This is a genomic window from Acidovorax sp. Root219, from assembly GCF_001428665.1.
Taxonomy (GTDB): Bacteria; Pseudomonadota; Gammaproteobacteria; order Burkholderiales; family Burkholderiaceae_C; genus Acidovorax.
On record NZ_LMIJ01000001.1, the window covers coordinates 270,446 to 292,125 of the forward strand.

The 21,680-nt window shown below is 67.5% G+C and carries 21 protein-coding genes; 12 read left to right on the plus strand and 9 right to left on the minus strand.

Annotated features, from left to right (window positions below):
- Nucleotides 1-71 precede the first annotated feature (71 nt).
- Nucleotides 72-734 (minus strand): RlmE family RNA methyltransferase, encoded by a 663-nt coding sequence (locus tag ASE28_RS01240; protein ID WP_057206470.1) that lies wholly within the window; start codon nucleotides 732-734, stop codon nucleotides 72-74.
- A 33-nt stretch (nucleotides 735-767) separates the two neighbouring features.
- On the opposite strand from ASE28_RS01240, the gene ASE28_RS01245 reads away from it, so the two are divergent.
- Complete coding sequence (locus tag ASE28_RS01245) at nucleotides 768-1,250, plus strand: YhbY family RNA-binding protein (protein ID WP_057206472.1); 483 nt, start codon at nucleotides 768-770, stop codon at nucleotides 1,248-1,250.
- A gap of 5 nt (nucleotides 1,251-1,255) precedes the next feature.
- Entirely contained in the window at nucleotides 1,256-2,020 is a 765-nt protein-coding gene (locus tag ASE28_RS01250) for a hypothetical protein (protein ID WP_057206473.1), read from the plus strand.
- Nucleotides 2,021-2,026: 6 nt separating this feature from the next.
- On the opposite strand, the gene ASE28_RS01255 is transcribed toward ASE28_RS01250, so the two are convergent.
- The 4 genes from ASE28_RS01255 to ASE28_RS01270 all read right to left on the minus strand — a co-directional run bounded on the left by ASE28_RS01255 (nucleotide 2,027) and on the right by ASE28_RS01270 (nucleotide 4,366).
- Complete coding sequence (locus tag ASE28_RS01255) at nucleotides 2,027-2,485, minus strand: DUF4149 domain-containing protein (protein WP_057206474.1); 459 nt, start codon at nucleotides 2,483-2,485, stop codon at nucleotides 2,027-2,029.
- A 24-nt stretch (nucleotides 2,486-2,509) separates the two neighbouring features.
- Nucleotides 2,510-2,986 (minus strand): transcription elongation factor GreA, encoded by a 477-nt coding sequence (gene greA / locus ASE28_RS01260; RefSeq protein ID WP_057206476.1) that lies wholly within the window; start codon nucleotides 2,984-2,986, stop codon nucleotides 2,510-2,512.
- A 133-nt stretch (nucleotides 2,987-3,119) separates the two neighbouring features.
- Complete coding sequence (locus ASE28_RS01265) at nucleotides 3,120-3,848, minus strand: alpha/beta fold hydrolase (RefSeq protein ID WP_057263965.1); 729 nt, start codon at nucleotides 3,846-3,848, stop codon at nucleotides 3,120-3,122.
- A 275-nt stretch (nucleotides 3,849-4,123) separates the two neighbouring features.
- The gene (locus ASE28_RS01270) at nucleotides 4,124-4,366 is read right to left on the minus strand and encodes a TIGR04438 family Trp-rich protein (protein WP_057263967.1); all 243 of its coding nucleotides are present in this window, start codon (nucleotides 4,364-4,366) and stop codon (nucleotides 4,124-4,126) included.
- 119 nt (nucleotides 4,367-4,485) lie between these two features.
- Here ASE28_RS01270 and ASE28_RS01275 point away from each other — a divergent pair, with 119 nt between their 5' ends.
- The gene (locus tag ASE28_RS01275; protein ID WP_057206482.1) at nucleotides 4,486-4,791 is read left to right on the plus strand and encodes a c-type cytochrome; all 306 of its coding nucleotides are present in this window, start codon (nucleotides 4,486-4,488) and stop codon (nucleotides 4,789-4,791) included.
- A 114-nt stretch (nucleotides 4,792-4,905) separates the two neighbouring features.
- Here the strand turns inward: ASE28_RS01275 and ASE28_RS01280 are convergent, their stop codons facing one another.
- On the minus strand, nucleotides 4,906-5,376 hold the full coding sequence (locus tag ASE28_RS01280) for a signal transduction histidine kinase (protein ID WP_057206484.1): 471 nt from the start codon (nucleotides 5,374-5,376) through the stop codon (nucleotides 4,906-4,908).
- Between the two features lie 377 nt (nucleotides 5,377-5,753).
- Nucleotides 5,754-7,757, minus strand: coding sequence for an acetate--CoA ligase (gene acs, locus ASE28_RS01285; protein WP_057263969.1), 2,004 nt, complete (start codon nucleotides 7,755-7,757; stop codon nucleotides 5,754-5,756).
- 153 nt (nucleotides 7,758-7,910) lie between these two features.
- Between acs and ASE28_RS01290 the strand changes: the two genes are divergently transcribed.
- The 7 genes from ASE28_RS01290 to ASE28_RS01320 all read left to right on the plus strand — a co-directional run bounded on the left by ASE28_RS01290 (nucleotide 7,911) and on the right by ASE28_RS01320 (nucleotide 15,964).
- On the plus strand, nucleotides 7,911-8,519 hold the full coding sequence (locus ASE28_RS01290) for a TIGR00645 family protein (RefSeq protein ID WP_057206488.1): 609 nt from the start codon (nucleotides 7,911-7,913) through the stop codon (nucleotides 8,517-8,519).
- Between the two features lie 517 nt (nucleotides 8,520-9,036).
- The gene (gene proV, locus ASE28_RS01295) at nucleotides 9,037-10,299 is read left to right on the plus strand and encodes a glycine betaine/L-proline ABC transporter ATP-binding protein ProV (protein ID WP_057263972.1); all 1,263 of its coding nucleotides are present in this window, start codon (nucleotides 9,037-9,039) and stop codon (nucleotides 10,297-10,299) included.
- On the plus strand, nucleotides 10,296-11,492 hold the full coding sequence (gene proW / locus ASE28_RS01300; protein ID WP_082607807.1) for a glycine betaine/L-proline ABC transporter permease ProW: 1,197 nt from the start codon (nucleotides 10,296-10,298) through the stop codon (nucleotides 11,490-11,492). Before proV ends, proW begins: the two co-directional genes overlap by 4 nt.
- Before the next feature lie 29 nt (nucleotides 11,493-11,521).
- Nucleotides 11,522-12,526 carry a glycine betaine/L-proline ABC transporter substrate-binding protein ProX gene (gene proX / locus ASE28_RS01305; RefSeq protein WP_057263974.1) on the plus strand — a complete coding sequence of 335 codons (1,005 nt, stop codon included), beginning with the start codon at nucleotides 11,522-11,524 and terminating at the stop codon, nucleotides 12,524-12,526.
- A gap of 148 nt (nucleotides 12,527-12,674) precedes the next feature.
- A complete protein-coding gene (locus ASE28_RS01310; protein ID WP_057264348.1) occupies nucleotides 12,675-13,802 on the plus strand; it encodes an RDD family protein in 1,128 nt (375 codons plus the stop codon).
- A 93-nt stretch (nucleotides 13,803-13,895) separates the two neighbouring features.
- Nucleotides 13,896-15,026: a DNA topoisomerase IB gene (locus ASE28_RS01315; protein WP_057263975.1), complete on the plus strand. Its 1,131-nt coding sequence runs from the start codon at nucleotides 13,896-13,898 to the stop codon at nucleotides 15,024-15,026.
- Between the two features lie 140 nt (nucleotides 15,027-15,166).
- A complete protein-coding gene (locus ASE28_RS01320) occupies nucleotides 15,167-15,964 on the plus strand; it encodes a Crp/Fnr family transcriptional regulator (protein ID WP_057263977.1) in 798 nt (265 codons plus the stop codon).
- 54 nt (nucleotides 15,965-16,018) lie between these two features.
- On the opposite strand, the gene fumC is transcribed toward ASE28_RS01320, so the two are convergent.
- Nucleotides 16,019-17,404, minus strand: coding sequence for a class II fumarate hydratase (gene fumC, locus ASE28_RS01325; protein ID WP_057206498.1), 1,386 nt, complete (start codon nucleotides 17,402-17,404; stop codon nucleotides 16,019-16,021).
- A gap of 623 nt (nucleotides 17,405-18,027) precedes the next feature.
- Between fumC and ASE28_RS01330 the strand changes: the two genes are divergently transcribed.
- Complete coding sequence (locus ASE28_RS01330; protein WP_057264350.1) at nucleotides 18,028-20,181, plus strand: bifunctional diguanylate cyclase/phosphodiesterase; 2,154 nt, start codon at nucleotides 18,028-18,030, stop codon at nucleotides 20,179-20,181.
- 181 nt (nucleotides 20,182-20,362) lie between these two features.
- Nucleotides 20,363-20,719, plus strand: a complete 357-nt coding sequence (locus ASE28_RS01335) for a hypothetical protein (RefSeq protein ID WP_057206499.1) — start codon at nucleotides 20,363-20,365, stop codon at nucleotides 20,717-20,719.
- Nucleotides 20,720-20,737: 18 nt separating this feature from the next.
- On the opposite strand, the gene ASE28_RS01340 is transcribed toward ASE28_RS01335, so the two are convergent.
- The gene (locus ASE28_RS01340; RefSeq protein ID WP_057263979.1) at nucleotides 20,738-21,562 is read right to left on the minus strand and encodes an inositol monophosphatase; all 825 of its coding nucleotides are present in this window, start codon (nucleotides 21,560-21,562) and stop codon (nucleotides 20,738-20,740) included.
- Between the last annotated feature and the right edge of the window lie 118 nt (nucleotides 21,563-21,680).

The window sequence follows — 21,680 nt, forward strand, 5'->3', positions numbered from 1 at the left end:
TTTGGGGGGTTTGTCACATATCGGCGGGGGTTTTGCCTCTCAGGCAGCTCCCTTTGGGAGATTTCGGCGCATCACGCCGATTTCTTGAGCCCCATGCCGACCAGGAAGGTTTCTGACGATTTATCGCGCGATGCCTTGGGCTTTACGGGTTTGACCACCTTGAAGGTCTGCTTGAACAGCGTGACCAGGTCGCTGTAGCCGCTGCCGTGAAACAGCTTGACCACCAGCGCCCCATCGGGCTTGAGGTGGGTGGTGGCGAATTCCACCGCCAGCTCGACCAGATGGGAAATGCGGGCGGCATCGGCCGATTCAATCCCCGAGAGGTTGGGCGCCATGTCCGAGACCACCACGTCCACCACCCGGCCGTCCAGTGCCGCCTCCAGTTGCGCCAGCACCGCCTCTTCGCGAAAATCCCCGTTCAGGAAAGTCACGCCCTCGACAGGCTCCATGGGCAGGATGTCCAGGGCGATGATGGTGCCGTTGAGTTGCCCCGTGGCCGCGCCGCCCGGCGACAGGCGCCGGCGCACGTACTGGCTCCAGGCACCGGGCGTGGAGCCCAGGTCCACCACCGTATTGCCGGGTTTGATGAGGTGCAGCTGCTCATCGATCTCCTTGAGCTTGTAGGCTGCACGGGCCCGAAAACCCTCTTTCTGGGCCAACTTGACGTAGGTGTCGTTGACGTGGTCATTGAGCCACGCCTTGTTGACCTTCTTGCTTTGGGTTTTAACTTTCATTGTGTTTTTCTTTCAGCCTCGATAATACGGCCCATGCCCCAAATTCAATTGACTCCCGCTGAGCGCCGGGAATACCGCGCCGATGCCCATCACCTCAACCCCGTGGTGCTCGTGGGCGGCGATGGCCTCACCCCCGCCGTGCAAAAGGAAATCGACGCCGCCCTGAACGCCCACGGGCTGATCAAGGTGCGCGTTTTCAACGACGACCGCGCCGCCCGCGAGCTGATGTACCAGCAGCTCACGGCCGACCTGAGCGCCGCGCCCATCCAGCACATCGGCAAGCTCCTCGTGCTGTGGCGCCCCCAGCCCGCCAAGGACAAGGAACGCACCATCGACGAAGACCGCATGCCCGGCCCGCGTGACGTGAAGGTGCTCAAGTACAGCAAGCGCGCCGGCCAGCGCCCCGAGGTCAAGCAGCTGCGCGTGCTGGGCAACCAGCGCCTGACGCCCGGCGGCCAGATCAAGCGGGCCAAGAAGCCCAAGCTCAAGTCCGTCAAGAAACGCCAGGCTGACTGATCCGCATGCAGGCCACGCCCGCTGGCGGCGCTGCGCCCCCCGGGGGCCAGCGCCACGTCATCTGCATGAAATGGGGCACGAAATACGGCCCCGAATACGTCAATCGCCTCTATGCCATGGTGCGCAGGCACCTGGCTGGCGATTTCAACTTCGTCTGCCTCACCGACAGCAATGCCGGTATCCGCAGCGAAGTGCAGTGCCTGCCCATCCCGCCGCTGGACCTGCCTGCCGGCATTCCCGAGCGCGGCTGGACCAAGCTCGTCACCTTCAGCGCCGACCTGCACGGCCTCAAGGGCACCGCGCTGTTCCTCGACGTGGATGTGGTCGTCACCGGCCCGCTCGATGATTTCTTCACCCAGCCGGGCGAATTCCTCATCATCCACGATTACAAGCGTCCCTGGCGCGTCACGGGCAATTCGTCGGTGTACCGCTTCGAGCTGGGCGCCCACCCGGACGTGCTCGACTATTTTCGCGGCCATTTCGCGCAGATCCGCGAGCAGTTCCGCAACGAGCAGGCCTACCTGTCGGACTTTCTGCACCGCCAGGGCAAGCTCGCCTACTGGCCTGCGGCCTGGTGCCCGAGCTTCAAATACCACGGCATCCCCGCCTGGCCCAGCAACTACTGGAAGGCGCCTTTCGTGCCGCAGGATGCGCGCATCGTGATCTTTCACGGCGAGTGCAACCCGCCCGATGCGCTGGCTGGCCGGCGCAACCGGCGTTTTCGCTACATCCGCCCCGCCACCTGGGTGGCCGAGCACTGGCACGAATAAGCGGTTTCAAAGACCGGGCTGCGCCGGCCCGGCCCCGTCTTCGGCGGGAGCGACCGCAACCTGCACGGTACGCCACAGCACCACCAGCGCGCACACCCACTGCAGCACGTACATGCCGGTGCCCACGGAATGCCACAGGCGCAGGTCCTGCCGCGCGACGATGCGCGGCGACACGCCAAACTGCACCAGCAGGGCGAGCAGCAGGCCACCGAGCACGAAGCCCAGGACGGCCTTGGCCCAGGGCTCCTGGAACTCCTCGTGCCGGCGCCGGGAGATGAGCAGCAGCAGCATGCAGCAAGCCACCGTGACCCAGGTCTGCGCCGCGAACAGCTTCGCCGCCATCTGCCCTGCCATCGCGGCCGAGGGCAGGTGGGCGAACAGCAGGGGCACCACCAGGAAACCCACGGTGGTCAGGCTGCCCCACCACAGGGCAGCGGCCAGTGCAGGAAGGCGCGCAGCGATCATGAAGCCAAAGAGGGCCTGCTGGCCTCAGACGTAGCTGACGGCCACCACCTCGTAGCGGCGAACACCGCCCGGTGCCTGCACTTCGGCGGTGTCGCCCTCTTCCTTGCCGATCAGCGCGCGCGCGATGGGGCTGGAGACGTTGATCAGGCCCTGCTTGAGGTCGGCCTCGTCCTCGCCCACGATCTGGTAGGTCACCGTGTCGCCGGACTCTTCGTCTTCAAGCTCCACCGTGGCGCCGAACACCACCTTGCCACCCGCATCCACGGCGGTCGGGTCGATGATCTGCGCAGCGGACAGCTTGCCCTCCACCTCCTGGATGCGGCCTTCGATGAAGCCCTGGCGGTCCTTGGCGGCTTCGTATTCGGCGTTTTCGCTCAGGTCACCCTGCGCGCGGGCGTCGGAAATGGCCGTGATCACCCAGGGGCGGTCCACGGTCTTCAGGCGGTGCAACTCTTCGCGCAGCTTCTCCGCGCCGCGCTTGGTGATGGGAATGGTGGTCATGTCCGTCGTCGTTCGGTTTGTCAAAAAAACGACACCGCCGGGCGCAGGCCGGGCGGTGTCATGGACATGATTATGCCGCGTGTTGGGCGTGGGTCCAAGCACCCGCCAACACCCGCAGGAAGAGGCCCGATTTTCAGTCCCGCCCGGCACTCTCGATGCTGGCGGCTGCCAGCGCCGGGTCGGAAAAGCAGATCTCGTGGCTGCCCTGGCACTCCACCAGGCGGAACAGGCCCAGCCGCTCCGACAGGCGTGGGTGCCAGGGCAGGCTGTGGGGCAAGGCCGCGTCCTGCTGGGCGTTCAGGTAGCTCTTGCCGATCTCCAGCGCCGCCAGCGGCACGGGCAGGCGCGCCGGTTCGGTGAAGGTGCGGTAGGGGTGAGGGTTGAGCAGCGCATAGCTGCTGCGCGCCAAGGCCTCGTCGGCGTCGTTGATGAAAGCCTCGCGCCAGATCGGGTACGGCAGCATCACCGCATTGCCGTTGGCCGCCGCCACCTGGTCGAACAGTGCGCGGTAGTGGGGCGGCACCAGGTCGTTGAGGCACTCGCCGTCCAGCGGCACAAAGGCGTTCCAGTACACCAGCCGACGGATGCGCCCGGGCAGCCTCGCCGCCATGTGGCTGATGACCATGCCGCCATAGCTGTGGCCCACCAGGCGCACGTCCGTGAGGTCCTGCCCTTCGATGAAGGCCGCGAGCGAGTCCACCGCATCGGCCAGGCCCGTGGCGGCCCGGTCGCAGCCCGGCCGGTTGCCGGCCAGGGTGGGGCAATGCACCGTGTGGCCGCGTGCGCGCAGGTGGTCGGCCGTGGCCTCCATCTCGGCGCCGGTGTGCCAGGCGCCATGGACCAGGACATAGAGTTCCGCCATCGTTGTCTCCTTCGGGGTAGTTGTGCCAGGCGGGGCGACATGCCCTGCCCTGGTGATACCTTACGAAGAAGACCGGGGCCTGGCTGGCCTGGTTGCGCCAGGGCGCTGTGCCGAAAGTGCCAGGCGCCCTTGCGGATGGGAATCCGGGCGGACAAGGCATGAAAAAAGCCCATACCACTGCGGTACGGGCTCTTTTCATGGGGCGAAGGATGATCGCTCAGGCGGCCAGCGTGCCGCCTCTGCCACGGGCATCGCCTGCGCCGGGCCAGGCGCACTCAGCGCGGCTTGCGCGGCGCGATGCCCATGGCTTCCTTGTTCTTGTTGATGCGGTCCTGCTTGCGCGCCGCCATCTTTTCCATGGCCTTGCGCTTGGTGTAGCCCGTTTTATCGGCCCACGCCCACCAGACGATGGTCAGGCCATAGACGCCCAGGATCCACATCCAATCCATATTGGCCACGGGTCCGATTTCAAAGTATTTGAGTGCCGTCAGGATAACGGCAATGATGAGCAGGTACATGGCAATCTCCAATCAATACGGGTGCGCAGGGGATTGGCGGCCGACGGGCCCCAGGTCAACCCAAGTCACTACAATTCCGTTAAAAGAACTGTAACCCAACCCACAGGAAAATCCCCACCATGAAGCGCACTCTGATCACATTGGCCCTCACGCTGTCGGTGGCAGGCCCCGCCATGGCCGATCTGGCGCTGGCCACGGCCAAGAGCTGCATGGCCTGCCATGCCATGGACAAGAAGGTGGTGGGCCCCTCCTACAAGGAAGTGGCGGCCAAGTACGCGGGCCAGAAGGACGCCGTGGACAAGCTGGCCGCCAAGATCATGAAGGGCGGCGGAGGCGTGTGGGGCCCCGTGCCCATGCCCGCCAATGCGCAGGTCAACGAAGCCGACGCGAAGAAGCTGGCCGCCTGGGTGCTGACGGTAAAGTAAGCCGCCGGGCGCCAGGGCACCGCGCCCTCCCCTGCCAACAAACGACAACAGCCGCGCCACTGTGCCAGTGGGGCGGCTGTTGTGCTTTGGGGCCAGGATGCTGGCCAGACCGTGTTACACGAGGTTCATGTCGGCCCCGCGCACGCGCATTTGCTGCTCCAGTTGCCCTACATAGGCGGCGGTGGTGTTGTCGGATTCCTGGGCCCGGGCGGCCAGGCGGGTTTCGAGGTGGTCCAGCCGGGCCAGCAGGGCGGTGTGCGTTTGCTGCTGCTGGGTTTCCAGAAAGGCGCGCAGCTCGGTGAAGCGCGAGGCCTCGGCCTTGTCGGCCAGCTCGCGCTGGGCCTGCAGTTCCTTGGTGTGGCGGCGCGTCTCCAGCAGCACCGAGCCCTGAAGCGAGAGCACATAGGCCACGCCGACGATGGCCAGCAAGGCCGTGAGGCCCAGCATGAGCAGGCCCAGCGGCGCCTCCAGTGTGGTCACGCCCAGGGACACGGGCACGGGTGCAGACAGCGCTGCCCAGTTGAGGGCCGCCAGCACGGCAATGGCCAGCATGGTCAGCAGCAGCACGATGGATCGTAATTGCATGGGGAAAGCTCCGTTCGTTCGTTGCACGCACCGCTCACCGGCCCTCATGGCCAGCGGCGTGTTGAACGGGTTGTAACCCATGCGGGGCTGCAAACACAGACCTTGCAGCGGTTTGCCGAAGCTGTCCTACAGGGGCGGCTGCCTGGCCTCTGCGCGGCGGCCGGTGGCCGGGATAAAAAAGTTGCGAAGCGTCCCGAAACGAAAAAGAGAGGGAGGGAGGAAAAGCGCTCCAGAAGGGGCAGTCGGGACCCCGAGGGGACCGAAAGGCTTCGCAACGTTAAAAAGGTGCTTCGATCAGGCGCCGTGAATGATCGACGAGGACTCTGTGGCCACGTCACATCGCTGCGCAATGGCCCCGTTGCACGGCGCCATCTGGATCAATTGGTCTGCGACAACTGATCCAGGATTGCCGGATTCTCCAGCGTGGAAGTATCTTGGGTGATGGCTTCCCCCTTGGCGATGCTGCGCAGCAGCCGGCGCATGATCTTGCCGCTGCGCGTCTTGGGCAGGTTATCGCCGAAGCGGATGTCCTTGGGCTTGGCGATGGGGCCGATTTCTTTGGCGACCCAGGCGCGCAGCTCGTTGGCGATCTGCTTGGCCTCTTCGCCGGTGGGGCGCGAGCGCTTGAGCACGACGAAGGCGCAGATGGCCTCGCCGGTCACGTCGTCGGGGCGGCCCACCACGGCGGCTTCGGCCACAAGATCGGTCTTGGAGACCAGGGCCGATTCGATCTCCATCGTGCCCATGCGGTGGCCCGAGACGTTGAGCACGTCGTCGATGCGGCCGGTGATGCGGAAGTACGCCCGGTCGCTGCTGCGCACGGCACCGTCGCCGGCCAGGTAGTAGCCCTTGAGCTCTTCGGGGAAGTAGGCCTTCTTGAAGCGCTCGGGATCGTTCCAGATGGTGCGGATCATGCTGGGCCAGGGGCGCTTGATGACCAGGATGCCGCCCGTGCCGTTGGCGATGTCGTTGCCCACTTCATCGACGATGGCGGCAGTGATGCCGGGCAGCGGCAGCGTGCAGCTGCCGGGCACCAGCGGCGTGGCGCCGGGCAGCGGGGTGATGACGTGCCCACCGGTCTCGGTCTGCCAGAAGGTGTCCACGATGGGGCAGCGCTCGCCGCCCACGTTCTTGTGGTACCACATCCAGGCTTCGGGGTTGATGGGCTCGCCCACGCTGCCCAGAATGCGCAGGCTCGACAGGTCCGAGCGCGCAGGGTGCACGGCGGCATCGCCCTCGGCGGCCTTGATGAGCGAGCGGATCGCGGTGGGGGCCGTGTAGAAGATCGTGCACTTGTGCTTCTCGATCATCTGCCAGAAGCGGCCGGCATTGGGGAAGGTGGGGATGCCTTCGAAGATGATCTGCGTGGCGCCTGCGGCCAGCGGGCCGTAGGCCACGTAGGTGTGGCCGGTGATCCAGCCGATGTCGGCCGTGCACCAGAAGATGTCGTCAGGCCGCAGGTCGAAGGTCCAGTCCATCGTGAGCTTGGCCCACAGCAGGTAGCCGCCGGTGGAGTGCTGCACGCCCTTGGGCTTGCCGGTGGAGCCGCTGGTGTACAGGATGAACAGCGGGTGCTCTGCGCCCACGGCCACGGGCGGGCAGTCGGTGCTCTGGCCTTCGAGGGCTTCGGTGAAGGTCTTGTCGCGCCCGGCCACCATGTTGCATGCGGTGGGCGTGCGCTGGTAGACGAAGACGTTGCGGATGGTGTCGCAGCCGCCGGCGGCCAGGGCCTCGTCGATGATGGCCTTGAGCGGCAGCTCCTTGCCGCCGCGCATCTGGTAGTTGGCGGTGATCACGGCCACGGCACCGGCGTCGATGATGCGCTCCTGCACCGCCTTGGCGCTGAAGCCGCCGAACACCACGCTGTGCGTGGCGCCGATGCGCGCGCAGGCCTGCATGGCGATCACGCCCTCCACCGTCATGGGCATGTAGATCAGCACGCGGTCGCCCTTGCTGACGCCATGGGCCTTGAGCGCATTGGCGAACTGGCCCACGCGGGCCAGCAATTCCTTGTAGGTCACGCGGGTCACGGTGCCATCGTCGGCCTCGAAGATGATCGCGTCCTTGTTCTCGGTGGGCGTGCCGATGTGGCGATCCAGGCAGTTGGCGCTGGCGTTGAGCTCGCCGTCATCGAACCATTTGAAGAAGGGGGCGTTGGATTCGTCCAGCGTGCGGGTGAAGGGCTTGGTCCACTGCACGTTCTCGCGCGCCAGGCGCGCCCAGAAGCCTTCGAAGTCCTTGTCGGCCTCGGCGCACAGCGCGTCGTAGCCGGCCATGCCGGACACGCGGGCGGCCTTCACGGTGGCATCTGATGGGGGGAACACGCGGTTTTCAACCAGCACGGACTCGATTGCCGATGTAGAGGTGGATGCTGCACTCATCTTGTTGTCTCCTGGGTCTGATGGAATTGGTTTGGCCGGTACTGTCCTGCGCGGCACTTACAAGCCACTGACTGGCACGAAGCTTACAGGTCCTGTCACAGGCCACTGCGGGAGACCCCCTAAAATCGCGCGTCTCCCCAACACCCCCACTTTATGTCCGCCCCCAAGCCGCCCCTGACTACCGCCCCCATGCGCCCCCTGCCCTCGCTGATCTTTGCCAGCCGCTGGCTGCAGCTGCCCCTGTACCTGGGCCTGATCCTGGCGCAGGCGGTGTATGTGTTCCATTTCTGGGTGGAGCTGGTGCACCTGATCGAGGCCGCCTTCGGCAACACGGCGGCACTCAAATCGCTGGTGTCCAGCATCGGCTACAAGAGCGATGTGGACGTGACGGCGCTCAACGAGACCATCATCATGCTGGTGGTGCTGGCGCTGATTGACGTGGTGATGATCTCCAACCTGCTGATCATGGTGATCGTGGGCGGGTACGAGACCTTCGTCTCGCGCCTGCACCTCGAAGACCACCCCGACCAGCCCGAATGGCTCAGCCACGTGAACGCCTCGGTGCTCAAGGTCAAGCTGGCCACCGCCATCATCGGCATCAGCTCCATCCACCTGCTCAAGACCTTCATCAACGCCGCCAACTACGACATCAAGGTGCTGATGTGGCAGACCATCATCCACGTGGTGTTCCTGCTGAGCGCGCTGGCCATTGCGGCGACGGACCGCCTGATGGCGCACAGCGCACCACCTGCCAAGCACTGACCATTCCTTCCCCAAAGCCCCGCCTGGGCCTGCCAGCCAGGTCCGGCGGGGCTTTTTCATGGGCCGCGCGCGCACAGCGCCCGCGTATACCACCGTCGGAAAAACCCGCAGTTCCGACATAAATGCACTGAATACTTATAATTCACCGGTGTTTTACAACCTGCAACGCAGGTAATCGTCCTTTTCACAGGGCGAATCCCCCAGTCGGGGCGGCTGAAACCTGTTGACGGACAGCCCCCGACGCCAAGGCCGGATCTCCGGCCCTGATGCATCGTTCAGCGTTCGGCCCCCTGCGGTGCCGCGCCGACTCTGAGGCCCTTGCGCACCACCTCGCGTGCCATTCGGGCCGATCCGGGCACCTGCCGTGCCCACCCCTTGCCTTTGTGCCCTGCGCCTGCGCGCCGGGTTGGCTGCCGCATCAGGGTTCCGCTTTTCCGGCCCTCCATCGAGCCTGGGCCACCTGTAGGTGGCCGGGCGTGTTGATCCACCCGCCATCCACCGAGGAAGGACCCACCCCATGGCCAAACAAATCACCATCGAGCATGTGTTCAAGGTTTTCGGCGACACGCCGCAAACCGCGCTGGACCTCGCACGCCAGGGCCTGGACAAGAAGGACATCCTGGCGCAGACCGGCAATTCCATCGCCGTCTTCGACGCCAGCTTCACCATTGCGGCCGGCGAGATCTTCGTCGTCATGGGCCTGTCGGGCTCGGGCAAATCGACGCTGGTGCGCATGCTCAACCGCCTGATCGAACCCACGGCCGGCCGCATCCTGGTGGAGGGCGAGGACATCAACGCCCTGGGCGAGCGCCAGCTGCGCGCCCTGCGCCGCAAGGACATCAGCATGGTCTTCCAGTCCTTCGCCCTGATGCCGCACCTGACGGTGCTGGACAACGCCGCCTTCGGGCTCGAACTGGCCGGGGTGGGCCGTGCGGAGCGCCAGCAGCAGGCCGCCCTGGCGCTGGAGCAGGTGGGCCTGGCCGGCTGGGGCGCCAGCTACCCCGACGAGCTCTCGGGCGGCATGCAGCAGCGCGTGGGCCTGGCGCGGGCGCTGGCCAGCGACCCGTCCATCCTGCTGATGGACGAGGCCTTCTCTGCCCTGGACCCGATCATCCGCTCGGAGATGCAGGGCGAGCTGCTGCGCCTGCAGCAGGTGCGCCGGCGCACCATCGTCTTCATCTCGCACGACCTGGACGAGGCCATGCGCATCGGTGACCGCATCGCCATCATGAAAGACGGCGAAGTCGTGCAGGTGGGCACGCCCGACGAGATCCTGCGCAACCCGGCCAACGGCTATGTGCGCAGCTTCGTGCGCGGGGTGGACGCGGCCGCCGTGTTCAAGGCCGGCGACATTGCCCGCAAGCGCCTCACGGTGGTGCACGAGCACAGCGACCGGGGTGCCCGTGCGGCGCTGCAGCTGATCGAGGGGCATGACGACGACTTCGCCTACGTGCTCAGCCCCACCCGGCGCTACCTGGGCACCGTGTCGGCCGACTCCTTGCGCGCGGCCCTGCAAGGCCACACCGGGCCGCTCGGGCTACAGCATGCCTACATCGGTGGGGTGGAGCCCATCGCCGCCCAGGCGCCGGTGGCCGACCTGTTCGGCCAGGTGGCCCAGGCCCCCTGCGCGCTGCCCGTGGTGGACGCGGACGGGCGCTTTCGCGGCGCCATCAGCAAGACCACGCTGCTGCGCTTTCTGGACCGGGACACACCTCCCATTGCACCCACGCCAGCCACCCCATCCACCCCATCCACCGACACTGCAGGGAGCCGCGCATGAACCAGACGACCACGAACACGCACCAGGCACAGGCACAGGAAGGCCCCTGGACGAGCGATGCGGCCAACGCACCCGCCCTGGCGGGCGCGAACACGCCCCCGGCGCCCTTCGTCGATCCCTGGGAAGCGTCGATGCAGGCCGGCAACAGCGGCGCACCGGCCGCCGATTGGCTCAACCCGCCCACGCCGGTTGCAGACCTGGCAGGCGGGGTCGACCCCACCGCGGCCAGCAGCCTGAGCCCCGGCGATTGGTTCGCCGGCTCTCTTCCTGTGGAGGCCTGGATCAACCAGGGCCTTGGCTGGGCGGTAGAGCACTTTCGCCCCTTCTTTCAGAGCGTGCGCGCGCCCATCGACGGCACGCTCAGCGGGGTGGAAGGCCTGCTCACCAGCCTGCCCGCCCCGGCCATGGTCGTTCTGGCGGGTCTGCTGGCCTGGCAGTTCGCGGGCCGCGCCCTGGCCATCGGCACCGTGGTGTCGCTGGCGCTGGTGGCGCTGCTGGGCATCTGGCCCGAGGCCATGGTCACCTTGTCGCTGGTGCTCACCTCGCTGGCTTTCTGCGTGCTGATCGGCCTGCCCCTGGGCATCGTGCTGGCCAGCAGCAACCGCGCGCAGCGCCTCATGCGCCCGCTGCTTGATGCCATGCAGACCACGCCGGCCTTCGTCTACCTGGTGCCGGTGGTGATGCTGTTCGGCATCGGCAACGTGCCGGGCGTGGTGGTCACCATCGTCTTCGCGCTGCCGCCGCTGGTGCGCCTGACCAACCTGGGCCTGCGCCAGGTGCGGCCCGACCTGATCGAGGCCTCGCGTGCCTATGGCGCATCGCCGCTGCAGATGCTGGTCAAGGTGCAGCTGCCGCTGGCCATGCCCTCCATCCTGGCCGGCATCAACCAGGCGCTGATGCTCTCGCTGTCGATGGTGGTCATCGCCTCGATGATCGCCGTGGGCGGCCTGGGGCAGATGGTTCTGCGCGGCATTGGCCGGCTGGACATGGGCCTGGCCACCGTGGGCGGCCTGGGCATCGTGCTGCTGGCCATCACGCTCGACCGCATCACCCAGTCCCTGGGCCGGCCGCGCCGCGGCGTGCGCCACTGGTGGCACACCGGCCCTGCGGGCCTGGTGCTGCGCACCACATCGCGCCTGGTGCAGCCACGCCGGGCCCCGCAAGGCTCGGGCGCCCTGCCCGCCCTGCGCTGATCCCCCACCCGACACGAGGAAACGAACCCATGGCATCCCTGAACCACCGCATCGCCACCGTGCTTGCCGCCTTCGCCCTGTCGGGTGGCGCGCATGCGCAGACCGATCTGCCCGGCAAGGGCATCACCGTGCAGCCGCTGCAAAGCTCCATTGCCGAAGAATCCTTCCAGACCCTGCTGGTGGGCCGCGCACTCGCAAAACTGGGCTACACCGTGCAGCCCACCAAGGAGGTCGAGTACCCCACCGCCCACGTGGCCATCGCCCAGGGCGACGCCACCTACATGGCCAACCACTGGGACCCGCTGCACGCAACCTTCTACAAAAACGCGGGTGGCGACGCCAAACTCTCGCGCACCGGCAGCTATTCGCAGAACGCCGTGCAGGGCTACCTGATCGACCGCAAGACGGCCGAGCAGTACGGCATCACCCACATCGACCAGCTCAAGGATCCCAATCTCGCCAAGCTCTTCGACACCAATGGCGACGGCAAGGCCGACCTCACCGGCTGCACGCCCGGCTGGGGCTGCGAGGGCGTGATCGAGCACCAGCTCAAGGCCTACGGCCTCACCGGCACGGTGACCCATGTGCAGGGCAGCTACTCGGCGCTGATCGCCGACACCATTGCCCGCTTCAGGCAGGGCCAGCCCATCCTGTACTACACCTGGACCCCCTACTGGGTCAGCGGCGTGCTGCGCCCCGGCCAGGAAGTGGTGTGGCTGCAGGTGCCGCATTCGGCACTGCCGGGTGGGCAGGCCGGGGTGGACACCAAGCTGCCCAACGGCAGAAACTACGGCTTCATCCCCAACCACCAGCGCATCGTGGCCAACCGGCAGTTCACCGACCAGAACCCGGCGGCAGCCAAGCTGTTCGAGGTGATGCAACTGCCCGTGGGCGACATCAACGCCCAGAACCTGGCCATGCGCGACGGGCAGAACCGGCAAGAGGACCTGGCCCGCCATGCGGACGGCTGGATCCGCGCGCACCAGGCCACCTTCGACGACTGGATCGCCCAGGCGCTGGCGGCATCCCGATAAATCGGCCGGAATGTCTCACTCTTTCGGGTGAGTGTGTGTGGTGCAGGCCACAAGCGGCTGCAGAGGGCTGCAGGCAGCGGGGCGCGCGCCGCATAATCCGGCCGCCTCCACCTTCGCCGGCCATCGACTTGTGGCCTGCCGCACCACCATGCAATGCCCGCGCTGCAACTGGCAGAACCACGCCTCCTACACCCAATGCTTCAGCTGCCAGGCGCCGCTGCCGGTGGCTGGCGCGCAGACAGGTGCAGCCCCTCTTTCCTCTTTCCCCACCGCCAACGCCCCTGCGCCGCCCCCCAAGCCCGCGCAAAAGCAGGCATACCAGGCTGAATTGGTCGAGGTGTTTCCCGGCACCCTGCCACGCCTGGGCGCCACACTGATCGACGGGTTCCTCATGCTGGTCCTGCCCATCGCGATGGTGCTGGCCTGGGTGTTCGCCCGCCCCGCCTTCGACGGGGCGCCCAACGCCGCCTACCCGGCCGCACTGGCGCTGGCCGTGCTGGGCCTGTTCTCGCCCGCGCTGATGGACGCCATGGGCCGGGGCTCGCCGGGCAAGCGCCTGCTGGGCATGCGCGTGGCCACGCGCACGGGTGAGCGCCCTGGCGTGGCGCGGTCGATGCTGCGGCATTTCCTCAAGTACACGCTGACCCTGGGGCTCACGCTGGCCGTGCCCTTTTTGCTGCACCGCGTGCTCACGGCCCTGTTCGGCGAGCGCGGCCTGCACGGCTCGATGACGGGCACCTTCGTCGTTTCCAGCCGCGCCAGCGACACCGCCATCCAGAAGGCCGTGGCCCTGGAGCGCGGGCCGGGCTGGTTCCTCAAGGCGATGGTGGTACTGGGAGCGCTGTCGGCCTTCAGCTTCGCGACCATGGTCGCCGTGGCCCTGTGGAACCAGGGCGACGAACCCGCCAACCCGCACCGCGAGCAGGTGCGCCAGCTCGACAAGGCCGCGCGCCCCGTGCTGCAGCTGGTGGAGAACCACTACCGCAACACCGGCAACTTCCCCGCCAACGCGGCGGCCATCGGCCTGGCCCAGGCCGGGCAGTTGCCGGCAGGCTTCAAGGCCCTGGCCATCGAGCCCGCCAATGGCGTGGTGCGCCTGACCATTGCCGACGGCGCGGGCAAGCCACTGGACGGCAAGCACCTGGTCTACCTGCCCACGATGAAGAAGCGCAAGGGCCAGAGCGACCTGGGCAAATGGCAGTGCGGCAGCGACGACATTGCGCGCGAGAACCTGTCCTTCGGCTGCCGGCACGCGGTGGCGGGCGCAGCGAAATAGCGCGAGCGACCCCGACTGGCTGCGGCGCCGTCCCACGCCGGTGTCGAGCGGGCTCCTACGGCCGTCCCCGACGGGCCGCGGTGTGATCGGGGCATGCCTTCGCCCGCCTCCTCCCCACGCAAGACCGCCTCCTCCCGCCCCCGCCTGCACGGCGGCCTGCGCTATGTCAGCACCGAGATGCCAGGCCTCACGCGCGTGAGGCGCGGCAAGGCCTTTCGCTACCGCAGCCCCGACGGGCAGTGGGTGGTGGACCCCGGCGAGGTGGCGCGCATCAACCAACTGGCGATCCCCCCGGCCTACACCAGCGTGTGGATCTGCCCGCTGCCCAATGGCCACCTGCAGGCCACGGGGCTGGACGTGCGCGGCCGGCTGCAGTACCGCTACCACCCCGACTGGCGGCTGCAGCGCGACGAGCACAAGTTCGACCGCATGCAGGCCTTTGGCCGCGCGCTGCCGCGCATCCGTGCGCGCGTGGCGCGAGACCTGAAGGAAGGCATGCGCGGCAAGTCTCTCTCGCGCACCCTGGTGCTGGCGACGCTGGTGCGCCTGCTGGACACCACCTACGTGCGCGTGGGCAATGAGGAGTACGCCAGCAGCAACAACTCCTTCGGCCTGACCACGCTGCGCACACGGCACGCCAAGCTGCACGGCAGCAAGCTCACACTGAGCTTCAGAGGCAAGAGCGGCGTGCCGCAGCAGGCCGCCCTGGACGACCCGCGCGTGGCCCGCGTGGTGCGCCGCTGCCAGCAACTGCCCGGGCAGGAGCTGTTCCAGTACGAAGGCGACGACGGCCAGCCCCGCGCAGTGGGCTCGGGCGACGTGAACGACTACCTGGCCGATATCACTGGTGCCGACCAGGCCGGCGCCGATGCCATGCGCTTTACCGCCAAGGACTTCCGCACCTGGCACGGCACGGTGCAGGCGCTGGAACTCACGCGCCTGGCGTGCGCGGGCCCGGCGGGGCCACAGGCCTACAGCGCCAAGGACATCCTGGCCGAGGTGGCGCGCCAGCTGGGCAACACGCCCGCCGTGTGCAAGAAGTCGTACGTGCACCCGGCGGTGCTGGAGCTGGGCTCGCGCCTGGCGTCCGACGCGGGGCCGGGCATGCAGTCGGTGTGGGAGCGCATCGGCGGCGCGGCATCGCCCCGGGGCCTGAGCGCGGCGGAGCGGCGGCTGCTGGCCTTTCTGCACAGGCCGCGCGGCAAGGCGGCGGCAAAAGCCTGAGTCCGTGTCGCCAAGGTGCCGCGCCGGGCCTCGGTTGGGGTGGTGGGTGGCTAAAATTGCTGCGGCGCGGCATAAACAGCGGTCCCTCCTGCCGCCATCGGCACATCCATCGACATCGCCCCCACGAGCAGCCCATCACCATGCTGGAATCCCTGAGCAACGGCGCGGACCGCAACGCGCAGCAGCGCCCCTTCCTGAGCCTGGAAGAGCGCGACGCCATCAACCGCGGCCGCTGGTTCGCGGCGCTCACGCCCTCGCTCAGGCACGACATCCTGCGCCTGGGCCGCGTCACGCGCTACGCGCACGGCAAGATGATCGTCGAGCAGGGCAAGCCGGCAACGGACTGGTTCACCTGCGCCAGTGGCGCCATCCGCTTTCGGCGCACCACGCCCTCGGGCAAGCAGGTCACGCTGGCCTATGTGGAGCCAGGCATCTGGGTCGGCGAGGCCGAGGTGCTGCACCAGGGCGCCAACACCTACGACGCCCACGCCCACGGCCCCACCACGGTGCTGAGCGTGGCCGAAGCGGTGTTCCGCCAGCTGCTGCGCGAGCACCCGCAGTTCGGAGAAGCCCTGCTCACCCTGCAGGCGCGGCGCATGCGCTACCTGTACTGGATGATGGAAGACATGGCCACCCTGCCCCTGCGCGCACGGCTGGCCAAGCAGCTGTTGCACATGCTGCGCCGCTTCGGCGAGCGCGCCGCCGTGCCCGGCACACGCGGTGCCATCGGCCTGTCGCTGGTGCAGGACGAACTGGCGCAGTTGCTGGGCGGCTCGCGCCAGCGCATCAACATGGAGCTCAAGTGGATGGAGCGCGAGGGCATCATCGGCATCCACCAGCGCGATATCGTGGTGCACAACCTGGCGCAGCTCGAAGCGCTGGCGCAGCAGGAGTCGCTGGCGTCGGGCGAGCCAGTGGGATCACAACGCGGCGCGTGAGCGTCCAGCGCAGCGGGCGCCAGGATCGAGCGCCCCCTGCTGCCCCTGCTGCGCTCAGCGGCCGACCATGTTGCCCGGCACCACCCACTGGTCGAACTGCTCGCCCGTCACATGGCCCGAGGCCACAGCGGCTTCGCGCAGGCTGGTGCCTTCCTTGTGCGCCTTCTTGGCAATGAAAGCGGCCTTGTCGTAGCCGATGTGGGTGTTGAGCGCCGTCACCAGCATCAGCGAGCGGTCCACCAGCTCGGTGATGCGCTCGCGGTTGGGCTCGATGCCCACGGCGCACTGGTCGTTGAAGCTGACCATGCCGTCGGCCAAGAGGCGCACGCTCTGCAGAAAGTTGTGCGCCACCATCGGGCGGAACACGTTGAGCTCGAAGTTGCCCGAGGCGCCGCCGAAATTGATGGCCACGTCGTTGCCGAACACCTGTGCGGCCAGCATGGTCACGGCCTCGCTCTGCGTGGGGTTGACCTTGCCGGGCATGATGGACGAGCCGGGCTCGTTCTCGGGGATGCTCAGCTCGCCGATGCCGCTGCGCGGGCCGCTGGCCAGCCAGCGCACGTCGTTGGCGATCTTCATCATGCTGGCGGCCAGGGTCTTCAGGGCTCCATGGGCGTGCACCAGGCCATCGACCGAGGCCAGGGCCTCGAACTTGTTGGGTGCGGTGACGAAAGGCAGGCCCGTGAGGCGCGCCAGCTCGGCGGCCGACTGCTCGGCATAGCCCTTGGGGGCGTTCAGGCCCGTGCCCACCGCCGTGCCGCCCAGGGCCAGCTCGTACAGGTGGGGCAGCGCGGCGCGCACGTGGCGCTCGCCATGGTCGAGCTGGGCCACGTAGCCCGAGAACTCCTGGCCCAGCGTGAGCGGGGTGGCGTCCTGCAGGTGGGTGCGGCCGATCTTGACGATGCCGTCGAAATCCCTGGCCTTCTTGTCCAGCGTGGCGCGCAGCTTGGCGATGGCGGGCAAGAGCTTGTGGGTAAGGGCTTCCACGGCGGCCACGTGCATGGCCGTGGGGAACACGTCGTTGCTCGACTGGCTGCGGTTCACGTCGTCGTTGGGGTGTACCAGACGGCCTTCGCCGCGCTCGCCGCCCAGAATCTCGCTGGCGCGGTTGGCCAGCACCTCGTTGACGTTCATGTTGGTCTGCGTGCCCGAGCCGGTCTGCCACACCACCAGCGGGAACTCGCCCGCGTGCTTGCCTGCGATGACTTCATCGGCGGCGGCGACGATGGCGTCGGTCTTCTTGGCGTCCTGCAGGCCCAGGGCCTGGTTCACCACGGCCGAGGCGCGCTTGACCTGGGCCAGCGCCTTGATGATCTCGCGCGGCTGCTGCTCGCCCGAGATGTCGAAGTTCTGCAGCGAGCGCTGCGTCTGCGCGCCCCACAGCTTGTCGGCCGGCACCTCAATGGGGCCAAAGGTGTCGCGTTCGGTACGGGAGGTCATGGAAAACGGTACTCCAGGGTAAACAACGGTCAGCACGGCCCGCTGCGGCAGCGGCGGGCCGAAAAAAGGGCTGCCAGGGGGAACCCGGCGCGCTCGGGAGCATAAGGCAAAACCGAACAATTCTCATTTACCAACCCAGAGACATGACCCAGAGTCAGGGAAATCGGACCGCCTGATGGCACGCGCACCCTCATTGGATTGTGCCGCCACTCCCACCCCGTGGCACATGGCCTGAAAGCCCGCGCTGCCGTGAAAGCCTAGAGCCCACACCTCAACAATTTTCGCTACAAATTGGTACACTTTGCCCAGAAAGAACCTGTTCACGGTCTTTTTCGGTACCGTTCTGGGCGCACCAAGCCCCCATGGACCCCAGGCAGCGGCGCTGCAGATGCCACCAACCGGCAGCTGGAGCAGCACCGCCGCCCCTCCCCTTCTTGCGCTGGGCATGCATGCCCTGGTTGGCCCCTGGGGCCTGCAATCGGGCGTGGCTGCGGCCTGCGCGCGCCGCTGAGAAAGACCGTGAACAGGCTCCGCTCCCCCCGCACAGGCACGCCCTCTTGACGGCGCGCCGGTGCTGGCGCAACCTGCCTATCCACAACCGCCTTTTTCTCCTGCTCCATTCCATGAACACGTTCATGCCTTTCAGCTACAACCTGTTCGTGGTGGCCGCCTCCTTTGCCATTGCCATGCTGGCCTCCTACGTCACGCTGGACCTGGCGCGGCGGGTGCGCACGGCGCAGCGCAGCGTGGGCCTGGCCTGGTGGGCCGCAGGCTCCATCGTCATGGGCACCGGCATCTGGTCCATGCACTTCCTGGGCATGCAGGCGTTCAAGCTGCCCATCGAGATCGGTTTCTCCGGCGGCGCCACCCTGCTGTCCTGGCTGGCGGCCGTGGCGGCGTCGGGCGTGGCGCTGGAGCTGGCCAGCCGCGAGCACTTCGGCAACACGCAGCTCACACTGGGGGCCCTGGTGATGGGTGCCGGCATCAGCGGCATGCACTACATCGGCATGGCGGCAATGGACATGAACCCCGGCATCGTCTGGGACTACCGGGTGGTCGTCCTGTCGGTGCTGATCGCGGTGCTGGCCTCGGCCTCGGCGCTGCTCATCTTCAAGCTGCTGCGCCGCGTGCGGCCCAGCCAGCGCGTGGGCTACCAGTTGGCCGCCTCGTTCGTGATGGCAGTGGCCATCTGCGGCATGCACTACACCGGCATGGCAGCGGCCCGCTTTGCGGTGGGCGCCGTGTGCCTGAGCGCGGGCGAGCTCGGTGGCCCGGGCATGACGGCGATGGTGCTCATCGCCACCGGCATGCTGCTGGTGAGCACGCTGTTCACCTCCATCCTGGACGCGCGGCTGCAGAGCACGGCGCAGCAGCTCACCCAATCGCTGCAGGAGAGCAACACCCGCCTGCAGGCCGCCAACGACGAACTGCAGCAGCGCGCCTTTGCCGACGCACTCACCGGCCTGCCCAACCGCCTGCTGTTCGAGGACCGCCTCATCCACGCCCTGCTGCGCCTCGATCGCACCAACCACCTGCGCGTGGAAGACCGGCTGGCCGTGCTGTTCGTGGACCTCGACGGCTTCAAGCCCATCAACGACTCGTTCGGCCATGCGGCCGGCGACGTGATTCTGCGCAGCGCAGCGGACCGGCTGCGCCAGGAGGCGCGCGAGAGCGACACGGTGGCCCGCGTGGGCGGAGACGAGTTCCTGATCCTGCTGGAAGATGTGACCGACGTGGCCGCCTGCGTCAGCATGGCCAACCGCGTGCTCGAATCGCTGTCACGGCCCTTCGAGGTGTCTGGCAAGAAGGTGCAGATCGCCTGCTCCATCGGCATCGTGGTGCACCCCGACCATGGCGATCGCAACAAGCTGGTGGCCAACGCCGATGCGGCCATGTACGCCGCCAAGCGTGCAGGCGGTGGCTGCTACGCGCTGTTCGAGCCCCACATGGGCTCGGACGCATCGGAACAACTGGAGCTGCTGAACGACCTGCGCCAGGCGCTGGACCGGGGCGAGCTGGCCCTGCACTACCAGCCCAAGATCGACGGCACGCGCGGCCAGATCAGCGGCGTGGAAGCCCTGCTGCGCTGGAGCCACCCCAAGCACGGCATGGTGCCCCCCATGGTGTTCATCACCCTGGCCGAGCGCTTTGGCCTGATCGGGCGCCTGGGCGCCTGGGTCATCAACGAGGCCTGCCGCCAGACGGCCGAATGGGCCCGCAGCGGCATGCGCATGCGCGTGGCCATCAACCTGTCGGTGCACCAGTTGCGCGAAAGCGGCCTGGCCGAGCGTATCGAGCATGCGCTGCAGTTCCACGGCCTGGATGCCTCGCAGCTGCTGTGCGAGATCACCGAGTCGGTGGCCATGGAGGACATCAAGGCCACGCAGCGCACCTTCGACGGGCTGGCACGCATTGGCGTGTTTTTGTCCATCGATGATTTCGGCACCGGCTACTCCAGCCTCAACTACCTGCGCCAACTGCCCGCGCAGCAGCTCAAGATCGACCGCAGCTTCGTCAACGACCTGGAAGACAGCGAGGACGCCCGCGCCGTGGTCAGCGCCGTGGTGAGCCTGGCGCACGCGCTGGGCCTGCGCGTGGTGGCCGAGGGCGTGGAAACCATCGGCCAGCGCGACATCCTGCTGGCCATGGACTGCGATGAACTGCAAGGCTTCTTCTTTGCCCGCCCCATGCCGGCGGATTCGCTCCTGGCCTGGTCGCAGGGCGAAAAGCCGGACGGTGCCGTGGACTTCACGCCGTCCGTGATCGGAAGTTTGTAAGAGCGCGGCAGCTGACAAAAAGCCCAGCGCAGCGGTCCCCGTGACCATCGGTAGCAATCGTCGGCATGTTCTTACACCGCGCAGCGCAGGGCGCGCGCACCATGGCACCACAGTGGCCGCACCGCCATTGCCGTGCCGACTCCCGTTGACCGGTGCGCACCCAGCCAGATCGGAGACTTCCATGGCCAACAGCAGCCTGCTCGGCATCGACGCCGACAACCTCCCGCCCACCCACAGCGCCACCGGCAATGACAGCATGGGCCCCAGCGATGCGTCCGACTCGGGCAGCGACAGCGCTGGCGTCTACAGCGCCGACCCGGAGATGGACACCGACCGCTACGGCACCGGCGAGCGCGCCAGCGTGGAGCCCGGCCTGCACCGCGAAGCGCGCGACATCCTGCCCGACCACATGGAATCCCTCGCATCCGCAGACGACACGGACGGCGACCTGCCCGCAGAGCCCCTGGTGGACGTGGATGCGGACATGTACCCAGAAGAAGACAGCGAAGAGCCCGGTACCGAGGACGAGCCCGCCTGATCCCGCCCCGCCAGCAGGCTATGCCAGCAAGGCCGCGCGCAGGGCGTCGAAGCTGCGCTGGTCGCTCGCACAGACCAGCCCGCCGGTCGTGTGGGATGCCAGGTAGCCACTGCCATCGAAGTGGCCCGCATACCCGCCCGCCTCACGGTGCAGTAGCCAGCCGGCGGCATGGTCCCAGGGCATGAGCCGGTTGTAGAACAGGGCGTGCACATGGCCGGCCGCCGCCAGCCGGTACTCGTGCGCCGCGCAGCGCAACCAGGTGCTCATGCCCAGGCGCGACAGCCGGGAGTTGACCTCTGTGCGCAGCGGCTCCGGCAGGAAGTTGGTGCCCACCACGCATTCCATCTGGCCCACCGGCACCGGCGGCGCCACCTGCAGCACTGTGGGCTCGCCGCCTGCCGATTGCATCCACGCGCCGCCGTCCTTGATGGCAAAGGCCGTATCCGCGCGCACGGGGTCGTGAATGGCCGCGGCGACCACCTCCCCCGCCACGGTCACGGCCGCCATCACGCCGAACAGCGGCAGGCCCGAGGCGAAGTTCTTGGTACCGTCCAGCGGATCGATGATGAATGCCAGATCGGCCGTGGCGATGGTGGCGAGCAGCGACGGATCGCGCCCGGCGGACTCCTCGCCGATGAAGGACGCGCCTGCGTACCGTGCCCTCAGGGCGGACAGGATGGCGGCCTCTGCGGCTTCATCCGCCTCCGTCACGATATCGAAGGCCGAGGTCTTTTGCCGGCGGTCCACCGCAGACAGGCGCGTGAAGCGGGGCATGATTTCCTCACGCGCTGCGGCCGCCAGAAGGGCACCGAGAAACTCAAGCTCTGTCGAGGCGTAGACCATGGGTGAAGGCGCCAGATGGTGAAGTTGCGCCATCCTATCTTTTGCGCCGCGGCTCAGCGAATGCGGGTCATTTCCCGTGCCAGTCCCCTGTCAGCACGCGGGTGGGATAATTGTGCCC